Origin of the sequence: Allobosea lupini, from assembly GCF_900109525.1 — a bacterium.
In the GTDB taxonomy this organism is placed as follows: Bacteria; Pseudomonadota; Alphaproteobacteria; order Rhizobiales; family Beijerinckiaceae; genus Allobosea; species Allobosea lupini.
This window is the reverse complement of record NZ_FOAN01000004.1, coordinates 75,456-94,553: the sequence shown is the minus strand read 5'-3', so window position 1 is coordinate 94,553 and position 19,098 is coordinate 75,456. Positions and strand designations below refer to the sequence as shown.

The following is a 19,098-nucleotide window of genomic DNA, read 5'->3' as shown; positions in this document are numbered from 1 at the left end:
CACTTTTCGAGATCGACTGAAAACGACATCTCCGGGCGACGCCGTAATGCCATCCAAGGAACCGAGCATGGCCGACCATCCCGCAGAGATCATCGTCGCGAGATCGCGCTCATGACGGCTGCCGTCGCAACAGAGGACGCCAGGACCGACTGGCTCGCTGTTTCCGTGGTCGTCGCCAGCGGTATCGTCGCGGCGCTGCAGGTCGGCAAGGCGGCGATCGCGATGCCGCTGGTCCAGGCCGAGTTCGGGCTCGATCTCGGCACGCTCGGCTGGCTTGCCTCGATCTTCGCCGTGCTTGGCATGGTCGGCGGCATCCCGGTCGGCACGCTCGCCATCGCGCTCGGCGCTCGGCGCGTTCTGCTGCTCGGCCTGCTGGCGATCGCGCTCGGCGCCTTCCTGGGAGCGGCGGCGCCACGCTTTCCGATGCTGCTCGCCTCACGCGTCGTCGAAGGGCTCGGCTTCCTGCTGATCACCATTGCCGCCCCCGCAATCCTCCAGCGCGTTGCCAGCCCTGCCCAGCGCGACATCGCTATGGCGCTGTGGAGCTGCTTCATGCCGACCGGCATCGCGCTCGCCATGCTCGCGGGGCTCTGGCTCACCGACTGGCGGATGATATGGCAGGTTACCGGTGCGCTCGCGGTCGCCGCGATGGTCCTGACCGTGCTGACGGTGCCGAACACTAGCGGCGGCACGCGGCCATCCGGGACGGCTCTTGCCGGCGACGCCGGCGCGGTGCTGAGCGCGCGCGGGCCAGTGCTCCTGGGCTTCATCTTCGCGCTCTACGCGCTGATGTTCTTCGCCCTGTTCAATTTCCTGCCGGTGCTGCTGATGCAGCGCATGCAGGTCTCGCTCGCGGCGGCGGGCCTGCTCGGCGCCCTCGCCAGCGCCGTCAACATCATCGGCAACCTCGCCGCCGGCCTGTTGCTCGCGCGCGGCGTCTCGCGCGTCGGCCTGATCGTGGCCGCAAGCCTCGTGATGGGTCTGTCTGCCATCGGCATCTTTCTCGCCCTGCTGCCGGATTCCGCGACCTTCCTCCTTTGCGTCCTGTTCTCGATGGTCGGCGGGATCATCCCTGCGACCCTGCTGTCGTCTGCGCCGGTGCTGGCGCCGGCGGCCGGATTGACACCTGTCGTCATCGGCCTGCTGATGCAGGGCAGCAATCTTGGCCAGGTCGTCGGGCCCGTCGCCATCGGCAGTGTCATCGAAGCGTTCGGTTGGCCTTCGGCGGCCGGGCTCGTCGGCGGTGCGGCGGTGATCGCCGTCCTGACCGCGCTCGGCCTGCGCGGTGCGCCCGGGCGGAAGGTCTAATCGCGTCCGGTGAGTCGCTGGTCGCGTTCCCAGCCGGCGCGGACGAGTTCGGGCACCTCGTGTTCCTCCTCGGGATAGCCGAGACAGAGATAGCCGATCAGCTTCCAGTCAGGCGGCGCGCCGACGATTGCTGCGATCTCAGCGGGGTCGAGGATCGAGACCCAGCCGAGGCCGAGCCCATGGGCGCGGGCGGCGAGCCAGAACTGGGTGATCGCCGCCACGACCGAATAGTCCAGCATCTCCGGCATGGTCCGGCTGCCGAGGCCATGACCCTGCGCCGTGGCGTGGTCGCAGAACACCGCGAACTGCACCGGCGCCTCGCACAGGCCTTCGAGCTTCAGGCGGGCATAAAGCGCTGCGCGCTCGCCCTCATACGCGGCCAGCGCATCGGCATTGCAGCGGGAGAAGCTGGCCTGCACCGCGGCACGCTGCTCGGCATCTGCGACCTTCAGCCAGCGCCAGGGCTGCGAATGGCCGACCGAGGGCGAAAGCTGCATCAGCTCGAACAACCTGGTCAGGAGCTCCTCCGACACCGGCTCGCGGCGGAAACGCCTGACATCGCGGCGCCAGGCGAAGATCTCGCCGAGCTTGTCGCGGAAGCGGTCGTCGAAGACGGGCGGCGCGCTCACGCGCCCTCCCGCACCGCGATGGCGTGGAAGAACGAGCCCGAGACGAGGCCGCGACGGCTGCCGGCGGGCGCTGGCGGCGAGCCGTGTGGGTCGGTGACCTCCGCAAAGGGCGGGTCCTCGCCCTGCGAGATCACGGTCGCGTAATGGAATTCGTGGCCGCTGAGGCGATCGCCGGCGCGGCCGAGCGGTCCGTCGGTGGCGAGCACCGCATTGCGATAGCCGAGATTCATCTTCCGTTTGGCGAAGCTGGTCTCGACCGAGAGCAGCCCGGCCATGGCGTGGCTGGTGCCGTCGGCGTCGATCAGGCTCTTGCCCAGCACCATGTAGCCGCCGCACTCGCCATGGACCGGACGGGTGTGGGCGAAATCGCGCAGGCCATCGAGAAAGCGCGAGGCGCCGGCGAGCCGGCCGGCATGCAGTTCGGGATAGCCGCCCGGCAGCCAGCACGCGTCGCAGCCCTCCGGTGGCGGTTCGTCCGCGAGCGGCGAGAAGGGCACGAGCTCGGCGCCCTGCGCCCGCCAGCCGGCCTCGACATGCGGGTAGACAAAGCTGAAGGCGGCGTCGCGGCCGATGGCGAGGCGCTTGCCCGGCACCGGCAGCGGCGACACCTGCCGCCCGGAAGCCGGCAAATTGGTCGCGCTGGAAGCAGCGACGACGGCGTCGAGATCGACCGCCGCCGCGACGGCTTCGGCCAGCGCATCGAGCCGCTGGCGCAGGTCCTCGGTCTCGCCGGCCTGGACCAGGCCGAGATGACGCTCGGGCAGGATCAGGCTCGCCTCGCGCGGCAAGGCGCCGAGAACCGGCAAGCCGATACGCTCCATGCCGGCAGCAGCCAGCCGGCGATGCCTTTCGCTGGCAACCTTGTTGAGGATCACCCCGGCGACGCGAATGCGCTTGTCGTAGAGCATGCAGCCGAGCGCAACCGCTCCGGCCGATTGCGCCTGTCCGGAGACGTCGATGACCAGCACGACCGGCCAGCCGAGCAGCGCCGCGATGTCTGCGCCAGTGCCGGTATGCCCGTCAGGGCCGGGCACGCCGTCGAACAGTCCCATCGAGCCTTCGGCGACGATAATGTCGGCCGCCCCGGCTGCCTCGTTGGCGATCTGGCCGAGCAGGGCATCCGGCATCGCATAGCTGTCGAGATTGGCGCTGGGGGCGCCCGTCGCGGCGGCGTGGAAGGCTGGATCGATGTAATCCGGCCCGCATTTCAGCCCACGGACCTTGAGGCCGCGCTGGGACAGTGCTCGCTGCAGGCCGAGCGTGATCGTGGTCTTGCCGGAGCCGGAACGCGGCGCGGCGATGAGCAGGGCCTTGGCCGTCATTCCTGGCCTCCGCGCGGCCGGAAGCGGCGGTCATAGCCGGTGGAGTACAGCGCGCTCTCGGAAAAATCCTCGGCGGCCAGCGCCGGGCCAACCAGGATCAGCGCGGTCCGCTCCAGCTCGGCTGCCCGCACCTCATCGGCGATATCCGCGAGCCGCCCGCGCAGGACGCGCTCCTCCGGCCAGGAGGCGCGGAAGACGATCGCGACCGGGCAGTCCGCGCCGTAGAAGGGCATGAGTTCCGCGACGACCTGCTCGATCACATGGATCGAGAGATGGATTGCCAGCGTCGCGCCGGAGGCTGCGAAAGTCGTCAGCTTTTCGGTCTCCGGCATCGCCGAGGCGCGGCCGGAGGTGCGGGTCAGCACCAGCGATTGCGCGACGCCCGGCAGCGTCAATTCGCGCTTGAGTGCCGCCGCCGCGGCGGCGAAGGCCGGTACGCCCGGCGTGATCTCGTAGGGGATGCCGAGCTGATCGAGCCGGCGCATCTGCTCCCCCGTCGCGCTCCAGATCGAGATGTCGCCGGAATGCAGCCGGGCGACGTCTTTGCCTTGGTCATGGGCCGCCTCGATCTCGGCGATGATCGCGTCGAGATCGAGCGGGGCGGTGTCGACGATGCGCGCGCCTCCCGGGCACCAGCCGAGCATCGCCTTGGGGATCAGCGAGCCCGCATAGAGGCAGACCGGGCAGGCGCCGATCAGCTCGCGCCCGCGCAGGGTGATGAGATCGACCGCGCCGGGGCCGGCGCCGATGAAATGGACGGTCACGCCGCGCTCCGGGCGAGCGCGCAGGTGACGCGAGCGGTAGCGATGCGCGGCTGGATCAGGGTCGCTCCTGGCCCGGCCGCGGCGAGCGCGGCTGCCTCGGCCACCGAGCCGACGCCGTAGAGCCCGGAAATCCGGGTCGAGCGCGTCGCGCAGGCGGCCTCGAAGCCGGCTAGCGCTTCGTCGGGGATGGCGACGAGGGAGAGGTCATGCGCCTGCGCCACTGCCGCCAGCCCCGGCTCGTCCCGGCGCGAGGCGAGGGTGGCGAGGCGCTTGATCGCATCCGCGGGCAGGTTGGCGGCGGCCAGCGTCTGCGTCAGGCAGGCCTCGATATCGGCCTCCGATGTGCCCGGGCGCAGGCCGATGCCGGCGGTGACGTCGCTCACGGCTTCACCACCCGCCACTGCGTCACCGCCATCGCGGCGCGCCAGCCATGCATCGTCCCGATCGGATCGAGATGCGAGACGCCGATCCGGCGCAGATTCCCGCCATGAACCGCGAACAGCCCGGCGAGCCTGGCTTCGCCCTCGATCGTCACGGCATTGGCGACCAGCCGTCCGCGCGGCTTCAGCGCCGCGAAGGCAGCCTCGAACACGCCGGGGTCGGTCAGGCCGCCGCCGATAAAGACGGCGTCGGGCGACGCCTTTCCGGCAAAGCTCTCCGGTGCCTTGCCCTCGACCACTTCGAGCGGCGGCGCACCGAGCGCGAGCCGGTTGCGGGCGATGCGGGCGGCGCGCTCCGGCCGCTCCTCGAAGGCGATGGCACGGTTGTGTCGATGGCGCAGGCTCCATTCGATGCCGATCGAGCCTGAGCCGGCGCCGATGTCCCAGAGCAGTTCGCCGGCGCGCGGGGCCAGCGCCGAGAGCGTGATCGCCCGGATATCGGCCTTGGTGAGCTGGCCGTCATGCTCGAACCAGTCGTCGGAGAGACCGGTTGCCAACGGCAGGATGCGGGCGTCCCGGCTGGCGACCACCTCGATCGCCAGCAGGTTGAGCGGCACGATGCCATCCAGAGCGAAGGCGTCGGCGCGAGTCTGCCGGATGCGTTCGTTCGGTCCGCCGATCGTTTCCAGCACGGTGATCGTGCTTTCGCCGAAGCCGCGAGCGCTCATCAGCTGCGCGACGGCGAGCGGCGTCGAATCGTCCCAGGACAGGGCCAGGACCCGCGCGCCCGGCTGGAGAAAAGGGATGATCCTCTGAAGGGCACGGCCATGCAGCGAGACCAGCCCGCATTCCTCCTGCGGCCAGCGCATCCGCGTGCAGGCCATCGAGAAGGAAGAGAGCTGCGGGATGACGCGCATCTCCGCCGCCGGCACCGCCTTGGTCAGCCCGGCGCCGATGCCGTAATGGAACGGATCGCTGGTCGCGAGCACGCAGACATTCCGGCCCTTTTCGGCCAGAATCGCCGGCAGCGCATTGCGGAAAGGCTGTGGCCAGGGCCTGGCTTCACCGGGCACGTCGCCGATCAGCTTGAGGTGGCGCTCGCCGCCGAAGACGATCTCGGCGCTCTCCAGCGCCGCCAGCGCCTCGGCGCAGAGGCCGGCACGGCCATCCTCTCCGAGCCCGACCAGCGAAAGCCAGGGGCCGGGCGGTACGCTCGACAGTCTGGTCGTTTCAGGCGAAAACTGTTCCATGACGGTCCTCATCCTCGGCGGCACCAGCGAAGCGGCTGCGCTCGATCAGCTCCTGGCTGAACAGGCACCCGAGATTCGCGCCGTGATCTCGCTCGCGGGCCATACCGCCGACCCGCGCCCTCTGTCCTTGCCGACCCGCACCGGCGGCTTTGGCGGCATTGCCGGTCTCCGGCAGTATCTTCTCGACGAGGGCGTCGTCGCCGTCATCGACGCGACCCACCCCTTCGCCGCGATCATGCCTTATCATGCCGAGGCAGCCTGCAAGGCGGAAGGCGTGCCGCTGCTGGCGATCAGGCGGGAATCCTGGAAGCCGCAGAACGGCGATCGTTGGAAATGCGTGCCCGACATCGACGCTGCGGTCGAAGCGCTGGGCGATGAGCCGCGCCGCGTCTTCCTGACCATTGGCCGGCTCGAACTGCCTCACTTTTTCGCCGCTCCGCAGCACGAATATCTGATCCGCGTAATCGAGCCGGTGGGCGATCTGCCTTTGCCGCATGCGAAGGTGCTGCAGCAGCGCGGGCCGTTCGAGGCGGACGCCGAGGAGAAGCTGATGCGGGAGGAGGGCATCGAGATCCTCGTCAGCAAGAATGCCGGCGGGCCGATGACGCTGGGCAAGCTCGTCGCGGCGCGGCGGCTCGGACTTCCCGTGGTGATGGTCGAGCGGCCGCCCAAGCCCGATGTCGAGACCGTTGAGCATATCGATCACGTCCTGCCCTGGCTGGTGACGCAGGGACTCTTCGTCACCGAGCGCGGCGTATAGACGATCGGGTTCTCGCCCTCGCGGGCGATCAGCCGCGTCGCGCTGGCGCCGATCATCACCAGGGTCGCCATGTCGGCTGTCCCGGCTGCGGCAATCGCCTCCGCCAGCGTCAGGATGCGCAGGCTTTCGTCGGGCCGTCCGACGGCGCGGGCGAAGATCACCGGCGTCTCCGCCGCGCGGATCGTCGCCGCCAGCTCCAGCGCCTTGCCGAGCTGCCAGGGCCGCGCTTTCGAGATCGGATTGTACAGCGAGATCACGAAATCGGCCGACAGCGCCGCCGTGAGCCGCGCCGTGACGACCTCCCAGGGCTTGAGATTGTCGGAGAGCGAGATCGCGCAGAAATCGCCGCCGAGCGGCGCGCCGGCCTTGGCCGCGGCCGCGAGCAGCGCGGTGATGCCGGGTTCGACGCTGATCGAAAGCTTGCGCCAGTCCGGCTCGCCGGCTTCCAGGGCCTCGAACACGGCCGCCGCCATGGCGAAAACGCCGGGATCTCCGCCGGAAACCACCGCAACCGCCTTGCCTTCCGCCGCCAGCATCAGCGCATGCCGGGCACGCTCGACCTCGACGCGGTTGTCGGAGGCGTGCTTGGTCTGGCGGGCGTGAGCCGGAACGCGGTCGAGATAGGGCCCGTAGCCGACGAGATCGCTGGCGGACTCGAGCGCCGCCAGCGCCGAGGGCGTGAGGTAGCGCGCCTCGCCTGGCCCGAGGCCGATGATGGCGAGCGAGCCGCTCACAACCGCCGTCCTTCGCCGGGCACGAGGATCATCGAGAAATAGGGGGCTTCGTCGTCGGGCTTCTCGGCGAGCCGTGTCACCACCTGTCCGGCCATGGTGGCGCGCTCGACATAGATGGCGCGGTTGATCAGACCGGCCGCCTGCAGCGCGCGGCGCACTTTGGGCAGGTTGCGGCCGAGCTTCATGATCACGGCGGCATCGGTATCGGCCAGGCGGCGGGTCAGTTCGCCCTCGGCGAGGGTGCCCGGCACCACTGTCATCACGTCGTCGCCCCAGCTGATCGGCGCGTCGGCGCGGGACCAGGCGCCGGCCATGCCGGTGACGCCCGGCACCACCTCGGTCGGGAAGCGATGGGCGAGGCGGCGCCACAGATGCATGAAGGAGCCGTAGAAGAAGGGGTCGCCGTCGCAGAGCACGGCGACGCTGCGGCCTTCAGCCATCTCGCCGGCGAGCTGCTCGGCTGCTTCGTCGTAGAAGGCGGCGATCGGGCCGGTATAGCCCTCGTCCTCGACCGGCACCTCGATCGTCACCGGGAAGGCGAGTTCGATCTCGCGGGCCGGGTCGGGCGCGATGATGGCATCCGCAGTGACCCGGGCATTGCCGCGCCGGCCGCGCTTGCAGAAATGCACGAGACGGTCGGCCTTCAGAATGATGTCGCGGGCGCGAACCGTCATGTAGTCGGGATCGCCGGGGCCGAGGCCGACGCCGTAGAGGAGGGTGCGGGATGCCTCGACGCTCACGCCGCTCATTCCTTCACCTGTGCCAGCGCGTTGACGGCCGCCGCCGCCATGGCCGAGCCGCCGCGACGCCCATGCACCACGAGAAAGGGCACACGCCCGTCCTGCGCCAGCGCCTCCTTCGATTCCGCCGCGCCGACGAAGCCGACTGGAATGCCGATCACGGCCGCCGGCTTCGGCGCGCCCTCGTCGAGCATGTCGAGCAGGCGGAACAGCGAGGTCGGCGCGTTGCCGATCACGACGACGGAGCCTGCGAGATGCGGACGCCACAGCTCCATCGCCGCGGCGGAGCGTGTCGTGCCCATCGCCTCGGCCAGTTTCGGCACGGAAGCGTCGGGCAGCGTGCAGATCACCTCGTTCCTGGCCGGCAGGCGGGCGCGGGTGACGCCGTCGGCGACCATTCGGGCATCGCACAGGATCGGCGCGCCCTTCGCCAGCGCAGCCTCGGCCGCCTCGGCGAAATCCGGCGACATCGCCACGTCCTTAGGCAGGTCGGTCATGCCGCAGGCATGGATCATGCGGACGACAACGCGCTCGGCCGTGCCGGAAAAGCGCGACAGGTCGGATTCGGCCCGGATGATGGCGAAGGAGCGCTCGTAGATCGCGGCTCCGTCGCGGATATAGGCGTGACGCGTGCTCAACTTCCAACCTGCTTCTCATGCTGCGCCGCTTCCAGGCGCGCGCGGATGTCCTGACCCGGTTCGAGCCGGCGCACAAGTTCCGTGAGCGAAAGGTGCGCGATGGCGGCATCGCCGGTGCCACCCGCGACGACGACGTTGTAGCCTCCGTCGCGTCCGACCAGTGTGAGGTCGGCGCTGCCGGGATGGGCGCAGGACTTGGCGCAGCCGGAGACGTGGAGGCCGAGGCCGTCGGCGAGGAGCGGCGCGATCGCTTGTGCGAGGACCGCGGCATCGGCCAGCGCAGGTGCTTCGCCGCGGGCGCAGGCAGGGGACCCGGTGCAGGCCGAGACCGCAAGGCGCGGATCGTCCGCTTGGACGATCAGGCCCTCATTGTGGAAGGACGCTCGCAGGTTGGTCGCTGCGTCAGTCGAGAGGCCGCAGAAGGCGAAGCCGCGCCAGAGCGATGGTCTGATCTCGTGGATGCCAGTGTCGCGGGCGAGTTTGCCCATACGGTGCAAGCCAGCAACGTCGGTCCGGCCGAAGGGCAATCCCGCAAGCACGGTGACCCTGTCATTCCGCTCGGCGACGAGGCCGACCGGTGATGGCTTCGGCCGGGTCGCAGGGGCCGGCATCGATTCGAGTCCGGACGAGGTCGCCAGCATGTTCACCGCGTCTGCCGCGAGATCGCGCATGCGGCGGATTCGCCCCGCGCTCTGCCCGCTGACGGCGGCGAAAGCACCGAGTAAACGGGTCACCAGTGCCGGCGCCTTATCCATTGCAACCGGACCGCACCAATGCCCGCCCGGCAGCCCGAACGCGACTGCGTCGGTCGAAACCGCCCGCAGCCTGAGATCGGCGGCGAAGGCATCGAGCGCCAGCGCGCCGCCGCCATCGACGATGATCGAGAACTTTGCCGGCAGGCCCGAAACGCTGCGCCCGGCACGCTCGACCGCCGCAGCCAGCGCGGCCGCGTCGAGCAGTTCGTCGGCCGCCCGGCCGGCGAGCGGCGAGGTGAGCACCAACCGGTTCGGGCCATCGCCCTCGGCCTCGTCGACGAGGCCCGCCGTCAGCAGGTCGTCGACCAGCGCCGGATGCGCCTCCTCGCGGACGCCGCGCAGTTGCAGGTTGCCACGGCCGGAAATCTCGATCTGGCCGTTGCCATGCCGGCTCGCCAGCTCGGCGATGTATGCGAGCTGGTCCGGCGTCAGCGCATTGCGCGGCGGATGCAGGCGCACCAGCAACCCGTCGCCGGTCAGCATCGGCCGCAAGGTGCCGGGGCACCAGCCGCGCCGCATCGTCTCGCGGGCCGGGGCGCTCATTCAGCCGCCTCCCGGCCTGAGAGCATCGCCGCCGAGTTCGAGCGGCTTGTCCAGAGTCCGCGCTCCTGCGCCTCGGCGAGGCGGGAACGGATCGAGGCGGCGGCAGGTGCATTCGCCTGCTCCAGCGCCTGCCAGATGGCGGGGTCGCCGCAATAGGCCTGGAAGACCGCGTCGAACAAGCCGTTGGAGACCGCGTCGGTAGCGGCCGCATAGACGAAGAGCGCATCGACCGCTTCTGCCAGCTCGGCCGCGCCGCGCCAGCCATGGGCGAGATGGCTCGCGATCCAGCGGGGATGGCAGAGCCGGCCATGGACGATGCGCGAGACGTCCTCGGCCAGCGTGCGCGCCCTCGGCATGTCGGGGTTGGAGGTGTCGAGGCTGTAGAGCGCCGCCTTGCCGCCTTCAGCTTGCATGGCCGCGACAAAACCGCCGATCACGTCGGCAGCGCTGGTCGCTTCCAGGATGTCGCGCCCGGCCGTGTCGCTGACATGGATGAAGGCCTGCGCCTCGGCGACCCGGTTCGCAAACCGGGCGTCGGGCGACGCTGCGCCGTCCGGCCCGCCATAGGCGTGGCTCGTCGCGGCAAGATAGGCCTCGCCGAGTTCCGCACGCGTTTGCCAGTCGCCGTCGAGCGCGCGGTCGGCCATGGCGGCACCGTAGCGGCCGGGCGCGGCGCCGAAGATGCGCGCGCCTGCCTCGCCGCGGCGGTGGGCGGCGGCCGGCTCGTTCCACTCGTCCGGTTCGTCAAGGGATGCGACGGCGCGTGCTGCCGCCTCGAGCAAGGCGATCTGCGCCGGAAAGGTGTCGCGGAAGGCGCCGGAGATGCGGATGGTGACGTCGGCGCGCGGCGCGGCAAGCTTGGCCTGCGGGGTGATCGAGAAGCCGGTGACCCGGGTCGAGCCATGGTCCCAGAGCGGTTCGGCACCCATCAGGTGCAGGGCATGGGCGATGTCCTCGCCGCCCGAGCGCAGCGTCGGCGAGGCCCAGAGATCGATCACGATCCGGCGCGGATAATCGCCCTCGTCCTGGAGATGGCGGGCGATCACGGCCTCGGCCGCCTTCGCCCCGAGCCTGGCAGCCGAGCGGGTCGGCAAGGCGCGCGGGTCGAGCGTCGAGAGGTTGCGCCCGCTCGGCAGCACGTCGGGCCGGCCGCGATGCGGTGCGCCGGCAGGTCCCGGCGGCACGAAGCCGGCATCGAGTGCCTTCAGCAGGTTGCGGCGCTCGGTCTCGGCGGAAGTCGGATCGGCCTGCGAACTGCCGAAGACATGCAAGCCGTCGCGGAAGGCGGTCTCGGCGAGGTCGCAGAGATGGGCGTCGAGTGCAGCGAGCGCGCTCGCCATGTCCTGACCCTGTGTGACGCCGCTCGCGGCGGCGAGGCCGGTGCGCTCGGCGCGGTCGAGGATCTCGCGCGCGACCAATTCGGCCCGGCGCGGATCGAGCACTTGCGCCTGCGAGTATTCCTCCACGAGGTCGCGCAGCAGCGCGGCCTCGCCGGCCGCGTCATGACTCGCCAGTGGCGGCGGTAGATGGCCGAGCGTCAGCGCCGAGAGCCGGCGCTTGGCCGGCGCCGCCTCACCGGGATCGTCGACGACATAGGGGTAGATTACCGGCAGCGCGCCGACCGCGAGCCGCGGCCAGCAGGCGGCCGAGAGCGCCACCGCCTTGCCCGGCAGCCATTCGGTCGTGCCATGCGTGCCGAGATGGACCAGCGCATCCGCGCGCAGCACCTCGCGGAGGCCGAGATAGAAGGCGAGATAGGCGTGGCCAGGCGGCGCATCGGGGTCGTGATAGCGCGCCTTGCGGTCGGGCGAGGCGTCGCGCGCCGGCTGCAACGCGATGGCGAGCTTGCCGAAGCGGACGAGCCGGAAGCGGAAGGCCTCGCCGTCGCAGGCTGGGTCGGTCTCGGGCTGGCCGTGGCTGGCGAGCAAAGTCTCGCGCGCGGCGGCCGGGATGGTCGCGAGCCAGGCGCGGTAGCTGGCGAGCGGGACGGCGAAATCGGCTGGGCCCTCGGTGAGGGCCTGCATGAGATTCGAGCCGTGATAGCAATTCGCGAGGTCATCCCGGGTCTCCCTCCGATCGCCCGGGATGACCGCGTCTAGGGAGGGATCAACGTCGTATCCAGCTCCATCCAGCAACTCCCGGATCGCGAGCGCGCTCGCCGGCGTGTCGAGGCCGACGGCGAAGCCGGCGCGGCCGCCACGGGCGGGATAGTCGGACATCACCAGCGCAAGCTGTCGCTCGCTCCGCGGCTTGCGGCCGAGCCTGACCCAGTTCGCTGCGAGGTCGGCGAGCGCCGCAACGCCTTCGGCATCCGGAGCCAATCGTCGCAATGTCAGGCCGGTCGCCGGATCGGCGATCTCCTCCTTGAAGGCAACGGGAATGGCGCCGAGCCGCCCGTCGAATTCCGGCAGAGCCGCCTGCATCGCGAGGTCGGCGGCGGAAAGCCCGCGCGGAGACGCCTCCCAGGCCGCGCGCGCGCTGCCGACCGGCACGGCCTGCAGGATGGGGCAATCGGCGGGATCGAGCACAAAACCATCGCCGTCACGGGCAGAGAACGCGCTGGTGGTGACGATCAGCGCTGGCTTGCGGGTGGCGATCAGCGTGGCGAGCTCGCCGGCGACGCTCGCGTCCTTGAGGCTGGTCAGGGCGAGCGGCAGGGGGCCGAGCCCGCGCTCGGCCAGGGTTGCCGCGATCGCCTCGACCATCGCCGTGTCGCCGGCGGCAACGCCGGAGCGGTAGATGAGGATCGGGACGAGCGGGGCGTCTGTCGGGATAGTCGCGAGCGCCTCCCGCCAGGGAAGAGGCGTGGCGTTGGGGCCGAGGGCGAAGAGCGTGGGGAGCGGGACGGGGCTGAGGTTGAGCTCGGGCGAGGACGGCAGCGCGGCGAGATAGTCATCTATCCGCCCCAGCAGCCGCCGCATGTTCTCGGCACCGCTACCGGCATGGAAATAGCCGACCAGGCTCGCCGCGAACTCGGAGGGCACCGTGCCGTAGCCCACCAGTCGCTCGTCCGCACGGTCGTCACCCGGCAGGACGGCCAGCGCGACGCCATGTTGCCGGCAGGCGGCGGCGATCTGCTCGACGCCGTAGCGGAGATAGTCGAGCCCGCCGAGGCAGCGCAGCAGCACGAAGCGCGAGCCGGCGAGGGTCTTCTCGATCAACAGGTCAATCGAGAGCGGATGCTTGAAGCGCCGCAGCGGCACCAGACGGAGGCCCAGCCGGCTACCGGGGGCGGCCGCCGCCAGTGCCGACAGATCGCTGTCGCTGAAGGAGAGGACGACGAGGTCTCCCGGCGGCAAGGCGAGGTCGACGGCGTCTTCGCCGTCGTCGAGCCTCACCTCGCTGGTCGGGAGAAGATGCATGGCATCAGCCGGCGAGCGCGGCCTCGACTGCGGCGCGATCGAAGCCCTTGAGGCCGATCACCACGAGCCGGCCGTCGCGTGCTTCACCGGCGCCCCAGGCCCGGTCGTAATGGTGGCCGACGCGCCGGCCGACGCCCTGCACGACGAGCCGCATCGGCTTGCCGGGAATGCCGGCAAAACCCTTAAGGCGCAGTACGCCCTCGGCCTCGGCCGCCTTGGCGACGCGGGCGACGAGCTCTTCCGGCGAACCGGCCTGCGGCAGCGGCAGTGCGACGCTGTCGAAATCGTCATGGTCATGATCCTCGCCCTCGCCGTGATGCGAGGGCCGGGCGGCGAGGTCGGACTCGGCCGCAGCGCCGAGACCGATGATCAGCGCCGGCTCGACCTTGCCATGGGCGGTTTCGACCACCTTGATCGCCTTGGGCAAATGCTGGGCGATCTCGGCCTTGACCCGTTCGCGCCCTGCGGCGTCGACGAGGTCGCTCTTGTTGAGCAGGATCAGGTCGGCGCAGAGGATCTGATCCTCGAACACCTCTTCCAGCGGGTTGTCATGGTCGACGGCCTGGTCCTGCGCCGCCTGCGCCTTCAGCGCCTCGGGATCGTCGGCGAACTGGCCCTCGGCCACCGCCGGCCCATCGACCACGGCGATGACGCCGTCGACGGTGACGCGGGAACGGATCGCCGGCCAGTTGAAGGCCTTGACCAGCGGCTTGGGCAGGGCAAGGCCCGAGGTCTCGATCAGGATGTGCTGCGGCGGGTTTTCCCGGTTCAGCAGCTTTTCCAGCGCCGGCACGAAATCATCGGCGACCGTGCAGCAGATGCAGCCATTGGGCAATTCGACGATGTCGTCCTGCGTGCAGCCCTCGATGCCGCAGCCGGCGATGAAGGAGCCGTCGAAGCCGAGATCGCCAAACTCGTTGACGAGAACGGCGAGGCGCTTGCCGCCGGCATTCTCCAGGAGATGGCGGACCAGGGTGGTCTTACCGGCGCCGAGGAAGCCGGTGATGATCGTGCACGGCACCTTGCCGAGCGTCGTGGTCTGAGGAGCGTTCATTCGTTTGATCCTTGTGTGCGCGGCAGCGGAGGCACGCGCGCGACCACGCCCTTGCGGAACGAGGCGGGTCTTTCCTTCCAGGGAACGATGCCGTTGGCGCTGGCGGCAAATTTCTCCGCCCCGCTGACGATCTCGTCGAGATGAAGACCGACGTCGAGATCGCCGATCAGATAGGTCCATTTGCCCTCCGCCGCGAGCGCGATCGTGCAGGGCCGCTTGCAGACCGAGAGGCATTCGACCGGCACGACGGCGATGCCGCTGCCCGCCAGGCGCTCGTCCAGCACGGCGGCGAGCGCGATGCCCGGCTGGTCATAGCCCTCGGGCAGGTCTTCGCGTTGGCGCCGGCAGGTGGTGCAGACATGGATGGTGCAGCCCGGCTGCTGCCGAACTCGCGTCGCGAGGGCGAGATCGCCTTCGAGCATGACAACGCCTCCTTGGGCTGGCGCGGCCGTCGCCGGCCGCACGAGGCGTCACGCCGCTACGGGAGCGGCGTTGCGGCGCGCGGCCCAGGGCCAGAGCACGCCGACGGCGAAACCGGTGACGAGCCAGAGCGCGGCCTGGATGGCGAGCGACAGCGCGGCGAAATGTGCGGCGATCTCGGCCGGCACCTTGCTTTCCGGCGCGGCCGGATGCGGAGCACCGATCAGATGCGGCAGTAGCAAGGCGAGGGCGGCGAGTGCTCGGGCCCAGGAAGCCTCGACGCGCAGGAAGACGAAGAGCGCGCCGGCGGTGACCATCGCCGTCAGCAGCCACCAGAGCTGGCGCTGCTGCAGTTCAGCTGCGGCGGAGCCCGGCAGTTCCGGCGCCAGCCCCATTGCCGGGGCGAGCCCGAAAGCGAAGAAGCCGCACACCGCCCAGGCCAATGCGCGGCGCTGGTCGATCTGCTCGTTCGCCGCGATCATCCCGGCGAGAAGCAGCGCCGCGAAGCCGATCGCGGTGCCGATCGTCACCAGGCTGGTGAAGGCCGTGCGCTGCAAGCCGTCCTGCGGCTTCCAGTCATGCTCGCCGGCATGGTCTGGGCCTGCCTTTGGGTCGTTGTGAGCGAGCTGGATGCGGGCTTCGCCTGAGAAGGCGGCCTGCATCGGTGCGCCCTGCGCGCGCAACGCCGCCTCGTAGGTCTCGGCCTTGAGGATCAGCGGGGTGGTGGTGACGTGCTGGAGCGCCGAGATCAGCAGCCCAGCCAGAAGCCCGGCCAGGATACTGACCGTGAGAACACGCGTGACCATGTGGTTCCCCTCAATGACAGGGGAAGGCGAGGCCGTGACGGGTGTCGTGCGCCGCGTTGTGGACAGTGGACGAGGCGGCGAAGCCGACGGTGTAGATCAGCACGAAGCCGAGGATCAGCGCGGCGGCGACGGCTTTCGCTCGCTCCGAAACGCTGGCCTGGCTGGTGACGGTAGCCGTGTTCATCTGGTTCTCCTTGGCCACCCCACCGGCAGCCTGCTGGACGACATCGAATGACGGCAGGTCTCCTGGCTCACGGCTTGGTGTCCTGCTCCGCCTTCCCGGGAAACCCAGTGGCCGATGGCGCAGGACGCGCCGCTTACAGTTGCGGGGGCAGCCGCGGCCTTTCACCGCGTTCCCTTTTCACCTCGTCGTCGAGGCACCGTCACGGATGATCATTAGCCACAGGCGCGGCGCTGTGCAATGCACGACGTCTCTCCGAAAGCGAATGCCAGACATGACCCTTCCCCTGCTCACCCTCGTCCTCGGCGGCGCCCGTTCCGGCAAGAGCCGTCATGCCGAGGCGCTGATCGAGGCGCTGCCGGCACCCTGGACCTACATCGCGACCGCGCAGGCCTATGACGAAGAGATGCGCGCCCGCATCGCCGAGCACCGCGCCAGGCGCTCGCCCGACTGGCAGACGGTCGATGCGCCTGTCGCGCTGCCCGAGGCGATTCGCAATGCGCGAGCCGGACAGCCCATCCTGGTCGATTGCCTGACGCTCTGGCTGACCAATCTGCTGCTCGCCGAACGCGACATCGCGATCGCCACCGGCGAGCTCGTCGCGGCCTGCCGCGAGGCGAGCGCAGAGGTGGTGCTGGTCTCGAACGAGGTCGGCCTCGGCATCGTGCCGGACAATGCGCTCGCCCGCCGCTTCCGCGACGAGGCCGGCCGGCTCCACCAGCGGCTTGCGGCGCAGGCCGCGCGCGTGGTCTTCATGGTCGCCGGATTGCCGATGCAGGTGAAGTAGAAGCGCGACGTGACGATGACCGACGAAGCTGAGGACGCTGCCCGCCACAAGGCGAAGATGGCAAAGCGCAAGGCGGTGCAGGACGCCGAGGTCGCCGGCAAGACGCTGGAAAAGGGCCTGCTGATCGTCAACACCGGCCCGGGCAAGGGCAAGTCGACCGCCGCCTTCGGCCTGATCCTGCGGGCGCTCGGCCATGGCTGGCGCATCGGTGTCGTCCAGTTCATCAAGGGCGCCTGGTCGACCGGGGAACGCAAGGCGCTGGACGCCTTTGGCGATCAGGTCTCCTGGCATTCGATGGGCGAGGGCTTCACCTGGGAGACGCAGGACAAGGCCCGCGACATCGCCGCCGCGACGCGCGCTTTCGGCAAGGCCAGGGAGCTGATGGCCGATGAGAGCATCCGGCTCTTGGTGCTCGACGAACTCAACATCGCGCTGCGCTACGACTACCTGCCGCTCGCCGAGGTCGTGGCGGCGTTGCAGGCTCGTCGGCCCGATCTCCACGTCGTCGTCACCGGCCGCAATGCCAAGCCGGAGCTGATCGAAGCGGCTGACCTCGTCACCGAGATGACGCTGGTGAAGCATCACTTCGCCGCCGGGGTAAAGGCGCAGGAGGGGATCGAGTTCTAGAGGGCGAGCGCGGCCACGCTTGCAACTGCCGCCAACCCCCAGAGCAGCAGGCAGGAGCGTCGGTAGAGGGCGAGCGCCCGCCTTATGTCCGCCGCCGTCGCTTCCGCCCTGCCATCGCCCATCCAGCCATCCTCGACCCTGACCGCCCCGTAGACGCGCGGGCCGGCGAGACGAAGCCCGAGCGCACCTGCCATCGCCGCCTCCGGCCAGCCGGCATTGGGCGAGCGGTGGCGGCGGGCATCGCGACGCACGGCGCGCCAGGCGGCGCCGGCTTCGGCCTGCCGGTCGAGCGCCGCGGCGGCGATCAGCAGCAAAGCAGTCAGCCTAGAAGCTGGTAAATTTACGAGATCGTCCAGCCGGGCGGCAGCCCAGCCGAAGGCGAGATGTCGCGGCGATCTGTGGCCGATCATCGAATCGGCGGTGTTGATCGCCTTATAGAGTGCCCCGCCCGGCAGGCCGCCGAGGCCGAGCCAGAAGGCCGGTGCGACGATCCCGTCGGAAAAATTCTCGGAGAGGCTCTCGATCGCGGCGCGCGCGACGCCGGCCTCGTCGAGGCTCTCCGGATCGCGGCCGACGATCATCGCGACCGCCTTGCGCCCCCCGGTGAGGCCGCCTTGCTCCAATCCTTGGGCCACGCGGGCGACATGCTCGTGCAGGCTTCGCTGCGCCAGCAGGCTGGAAGCCAGCAATGCCAGCGGCAGCAAAGCGAGCGGCTCGGCGAGGCGGCAGAGCGCGACGAGGGCCAGCGAGGCGGCAAGTGTCACACCCAGCAGGATCAGGAGCGCGGCCACACCGGCCAGACGCCGCATCGCGAAACTCATGCTCTCGCGATTGAGGCTGCGATCCAGCGCGCCGATCAGCGCGCCGATCCAGGTGACGGGATGGCCGATCCATGCGAACAGGCGCGCCGGATAGCCGATCGCCGCCTCGATCAGGAGGGCGGCGAGGAGGAGCGGCAGGCTGGCGGAGAGCGACATGGCGGCCGTGGAGACGAAGGAAGCGATCTGGCATGGCGGCGATCTCGCCACGGCCAAGGCGCTGTTTCCGCAGGCGCCAGAACCCTGGATCGATCTCTCGACCGGTATCAACCCGATCCCCTATCCGCTTCCGCAGCTGCCGTTAAGCCTGTGGCAGCGCCTGCCCGGCAAGTCGGACGAGGCCGCGCTGCTGGCGGCGGCCCGCAAGGCCTACCGCATTCGTCCGCAAAGCGGCCTCGTCGCCGCGCCGGGCACGCAGATCCTGATCGAGTTGCTGCCGCGTCTGATACCGGCAGCGAATGTCGCCGTGCTCGGCCCGACCTATGGCGAGCACGCGCCGGCCTGGCGCAAGGCGGGCGCGATTGTGCGCGAAATCGCGGACCTCGCGGAGATCGGTGACGCCAATGTCGTCGTGCTGGTCAATCCGAACAATCCGGACGGGCGCGTCGTCGCGCAGGAGACGCTGGTCCAGCTGGCCGGGTTGCTTGGCGCGCGAGGCGGCCTGCTGGTGGTCGACGAGGCCTTTGCCGATTTCGCGCCTGAGACGAGCCTGCTGCCGATCCTGCCGGAGGGGGCTCTCGTTCTGCGCTCCTTCGGCAAGGCCTACGGGCTGGCCGGCCTCAGGCTCGGCTTCGCCGTTGGCGAAGAGCGCTTCACCGACGCCCTTCAGGCCATGCTCGGCCCCTGGGCGGTGGCCGGGCCGGCGCTGCATGTCGGAGCCGTCGCGCTCGGCGATGCGCAGTGGCTGTCCGCGGCCGGCGAAGCGCGCGCCGCCGACAGCAAGCGCCTCGACGCTCTCCTTGCCGGACAGGGCCGGGTCGTCGGCGGCACCGTGCTCTATCGCCTGATCGAGACGCCGCAGGCGCCATCCCTGTTCGAGAGGCTCGGCCGCGCCGGCATCTATGTCCGCCGGTTTCAGCACGATCCTTGCCGCCTGCGCTTCGGCCTGCCGGGCCACGAGGCGGGCTGGACCCGGTTGGTGCAGGCCCTCAAGTCGGCCTGAGCCTCGCTGCGCGGTCATCGCAGCCGGCGCATGCGGGTGCGAATGGGACGAAGCTGCG

The 19,098-nt window shown here is 70.1% G+C and carries 20 protein-coding genes and 1 riboswitch; of the genes, 5 read left to right on the top strand and 15 right to left on the bottom strand.

The features are described 5' to 3' along the window. The first annotated feature begins 111 nt into the window (after positions 1–111). Positions 112–1,308, top strand: a complete 1,197-nt coding sequence (locus tag BMZ21_RS13075) for an MFS transporter (protein ID WP_091834674.1) — start codon at positions 112–114, stop codon at positions 1,306–1,308. Here BMZ21_RS13075 and bluB read toward each other — a convergent pair. Genes bluB through cbiE form a run of 5 tightly spaced genes read right to left on the bottom strand, consistent with a single transcriptional unit; the run spans position 1,305 to position 5,653 of the window. Beyond that, positions 1,305–1,937: a 5,6-dimethylbenzimidazole synthase gene (gene bluB, locus BMZ21_RS13070; protein WP_091834671.1), complete on the bottom strand. Its 633-nt coding sequence runs from the start codon at positions 1,935–1,937 to the stop codon at positions 1,305–1,307. The genes BMZ21_RS13075 and bluB overlap by 4 nt on opposite strands. After that, complete coding sequence (locus BMZ21_RS13065; protein WP_091834668.1) at positions 1,934–3,259, bottom strand: cobyrinic acid a,c-diamide synthase CobB; 1,326 nt, start codon at positions 3,257–3,259, stop codon at positions 1,934–1,936. Before BMZ21_RS13065 ends, bluB begins: the two co-directional genes overlap by 4 nt. Further along, positions 3,256–4,023, bottom strand: coding sequence for a precorrin-4 C(11)-methyltransferase (cobM, locus tag BMZ21_RS13060; protein WP_091834665.1), 768 nt, complete (start codon positions 4,021–4,023; stop codon positions 3,256–3,258). The genes BMZ21_RS13065 and cobM overlap by 4 nt, the downstream gene beginning before the upstream one ends. Then, entirely contained in the window at positions 4,020–4,406 is a 387-nt protein-coding gene (locus BMZ21_RS13055) for a cobalamin biosynthesis protein (protein WP_091834662.1), read from the bottom strand. The genes cobM and BMZ21_RS13055 overlap by 4 nt, the downstream gene beginning before the upstream one ends. Beyond that, positions 4,403–5,653, bottom strand: a complete 1,251-nt coding sequence (gene cbiE / locus BMZ21_RS13050) for a precorrin-6y C5,15-methyltransferase (decarboxylating) subunit CbiE (RefSeq protein WP_091834659.1) — start codon at positions 5,651–5,653, stop codon at positions 4,403–4,405. The genes BMZ21_RS13055 and cbiE overlap by 4 nt, the downstream gene beginning before the upstream one ends. On the opposite strand from cbiE, the gene BMZ21_RS13045 reads away from it, so the two are divergent. Then, positions 5,652–6,413: a cobalt-precorrin-6A reductase gene (locus BMZ21_RS13045; protein ID WP_091834656.1), complete on the top strand. Its 762-nt coding sequence runs from the start codon at positions 5,652–5,654 to the stop codon at positions 6,411–6,413. The two genes, cbiE and BMZ21_RS13045, sit on opposite strands and share 2 nt — an antisense overlap. On the opposite strand, the gene cobJ is transcribed toward BMZ21_RS13045, so the two are convergent. Genes cobJ through BMZ21_RS13000 form a run of 9 tightly spaced genes read right to left on the bottom strand, consistent with a single transcriptional unit; the run spans position 6,356 to position 15,649 of the window. Next, the gene (gene cobJ / locus BMZ21_RS13040; RefSeq protein WP_091834653.1) at positions 6,356–7,147 is read right to left on the bottom strand and encodes a precorrin-3B C(17)-methyltransferase; all 792 of its coding nucleotides are present in this window, start codon (positions 7,145–7,147) and stop codon (positions 6,356–6,358) included. The genes BMZ21_RS13045 and cobJ overlap by 58 nt on opposite strands. Next, positions 7,144–7,896, bottom strand: a complete 753-nt coding sequence (locus BMZ21_RS13035; protein WP_091834650.1) for a precorrin-2 C(20)-methyltransferase — start codon at positions 7,894–7,896, stop codon at positions 7,144–7,146. The genes cobJ and BMZ21_RS13035 overlap by 4 nt, the downstream gene beginning before the upstream one ends. Continuing rightward, entirely contained in the window at positions 7,893–8,525 is a 633-nt protein-coding gene (locus BMZ21_RS13030; RefSeq protein WP_091834647.1) for a precorrin-8X methylmutase, read from the bottom strand. The genes BMZ21_RS13035 and BMZ21_RS13030 overlap by 4 nt, the downstream gene beginning before the upstream one ends. Continuing rightward, on the bottom strand, positions 8,522–9,823 hold the full coding sequence (gene cobG, locus BMZ21_RS13025; protein ID WP_091834644.1) for a precorrin-3B synthase: 1,302 nt from the start codon (positions 9,821–9,823) through the stop codon (positions 8,522–8,524). Before cobG ends, BMZ21_RS13030 begins: the two co-directional genes overlap by 4 nt. Further along, the gene (cobN, locus tag BMZ21_RS13020) at positions 9,820–13,185 is read right to left on the bottom strand and encodes a cobaltochelatase subunit CobN (RefSeq protein WP_091834640.1); all 3,366 of its coding nucleotides are present in this window, start codon (positions 13,183–13,185) and stop codon (positions 9,820–9,822) included. The genes cobG and cobN overlap by 4 nt, the downstream gene beginning before the upstream one ends. Positions 13,186–13,189: 4 nt before the next feature. Then, positions 13,190–14,239, bottom strand: coding sequence for a cobalamin biosynthesis protein CobW (gene cobW / locus BMZ21_RS13015; protein WP_091834637.1), 1,050 nt, complete (start codon positions 14,237–14,239; stop codon positions 13,190–13,192). Continuing rightward, complete coding sequence (locus BMZ21_RS13010; protein ID WP_091834635.1) at positions 14,236–14,661, bottom strand: DUF1636 family protein; 426 nt, start codon at positions 14,659–14,661, stop codon at positions 14,236–14,238. The genes cobW and BMZ21_RS13010 overlap by 4 nt, the downstream gene beginning before the upstream one ends. A gap of 48 nt (positions 14,662–14,709) precedes the next feature. Further along, positions 14,710–15,465, bottom strand: a complete 756-nt coding sequence (locus BMZ21_RS13005; protein WP_091834632.1) for a CbtA family protein — start codon at positions 15,463–15,465, stop codon at positions 14,710–14,712. Between the two features lie 10 nt (positions 15,466–15,475). Beyond that, positions 15,476–15,649 carry a CbtB domain-containing protein gene (locus tag BMZ21_RS13000; protein ID WP_082613285.1) on the bottom strand — a complete coding sequence of 58 codons (174 nt, stop codon included), beginning with the start codon at positions 15,647–15,649 and terminating at the stop codon, positions 15,476–15,478. A 35-nt stretch (positions 15,650–15,684) separates the two neighbouring features. After that, positions 15,685–15,864, bottom strand: a riboswitch (cobalamin riboswitch). Between the two features lie 47 nt (positions 15,865–15,911). On the opposite strand from BMZ21_RS13000, the gene cobU reads away from it, so the two are divergent. Together cobU and cobO are read left to right on the top strand one after the other, a co-directional pair. Next, positions 15,912–16,433, top strand: coding sequence for a bifunctional adenosylcobinamide kinase/adenosylcobinamide-phosphate guanylyltransferase (cobU, locus tag BMZ21_RS12995; protein WP_091834629.1), 522 nt, complete (start codon positions 15,912–15,914; stop codon positions 16,431–16,433). 15 nt (positions 16,434–16,448) lie between these two features. After that, complete coding sequence (gene cobO / locus BMZ21_RS12990; protein ID WP_091834626.1) at positions 16,449–17,060, top strand: cob(I)yrinic acid a,c-diamide adenosyltransferase; 612 nt, start codon at positions 16,449–16,451, stop codon at positions 17,058–17,060. Here cobO and cbiB read toward each other — a convergent pair. Next, positions 17,057–18,037, bottom strand: a complete 981-nt coding sequence (gene cbiB / locus BMZ21_RS12985) for an adenosylcobinamide-phosphate synthase CbiB (RefSeq protein WP_091834623.1) — start codon at positions 18,035–18,037, stop codon at positions 17,057–17,059. The two genes, cobO and cbiB, sit on opposite strands and share 4 nt — an antisense overlap. Between cbiB and cobD the strand changes: the two genes are divergently transcribed. Then, positions 18,036–19,040, top strand: coding sequence for a threonine-phosphate decarboxylase CobD (gene cobD, locus BMZ21_RS12980; RefSeq protein WP_091834620.1), 1,005 nt, complete (start codon positions 18,036–18,038; stop codon positions 19,038–19,040). The two genes, cbiB and cobD, sit on opposite strands and share 2 nt — an antisense overlap. The last annotated feature ends 58 nt before the right edge of the window (positions 19,041–19,098 follow it).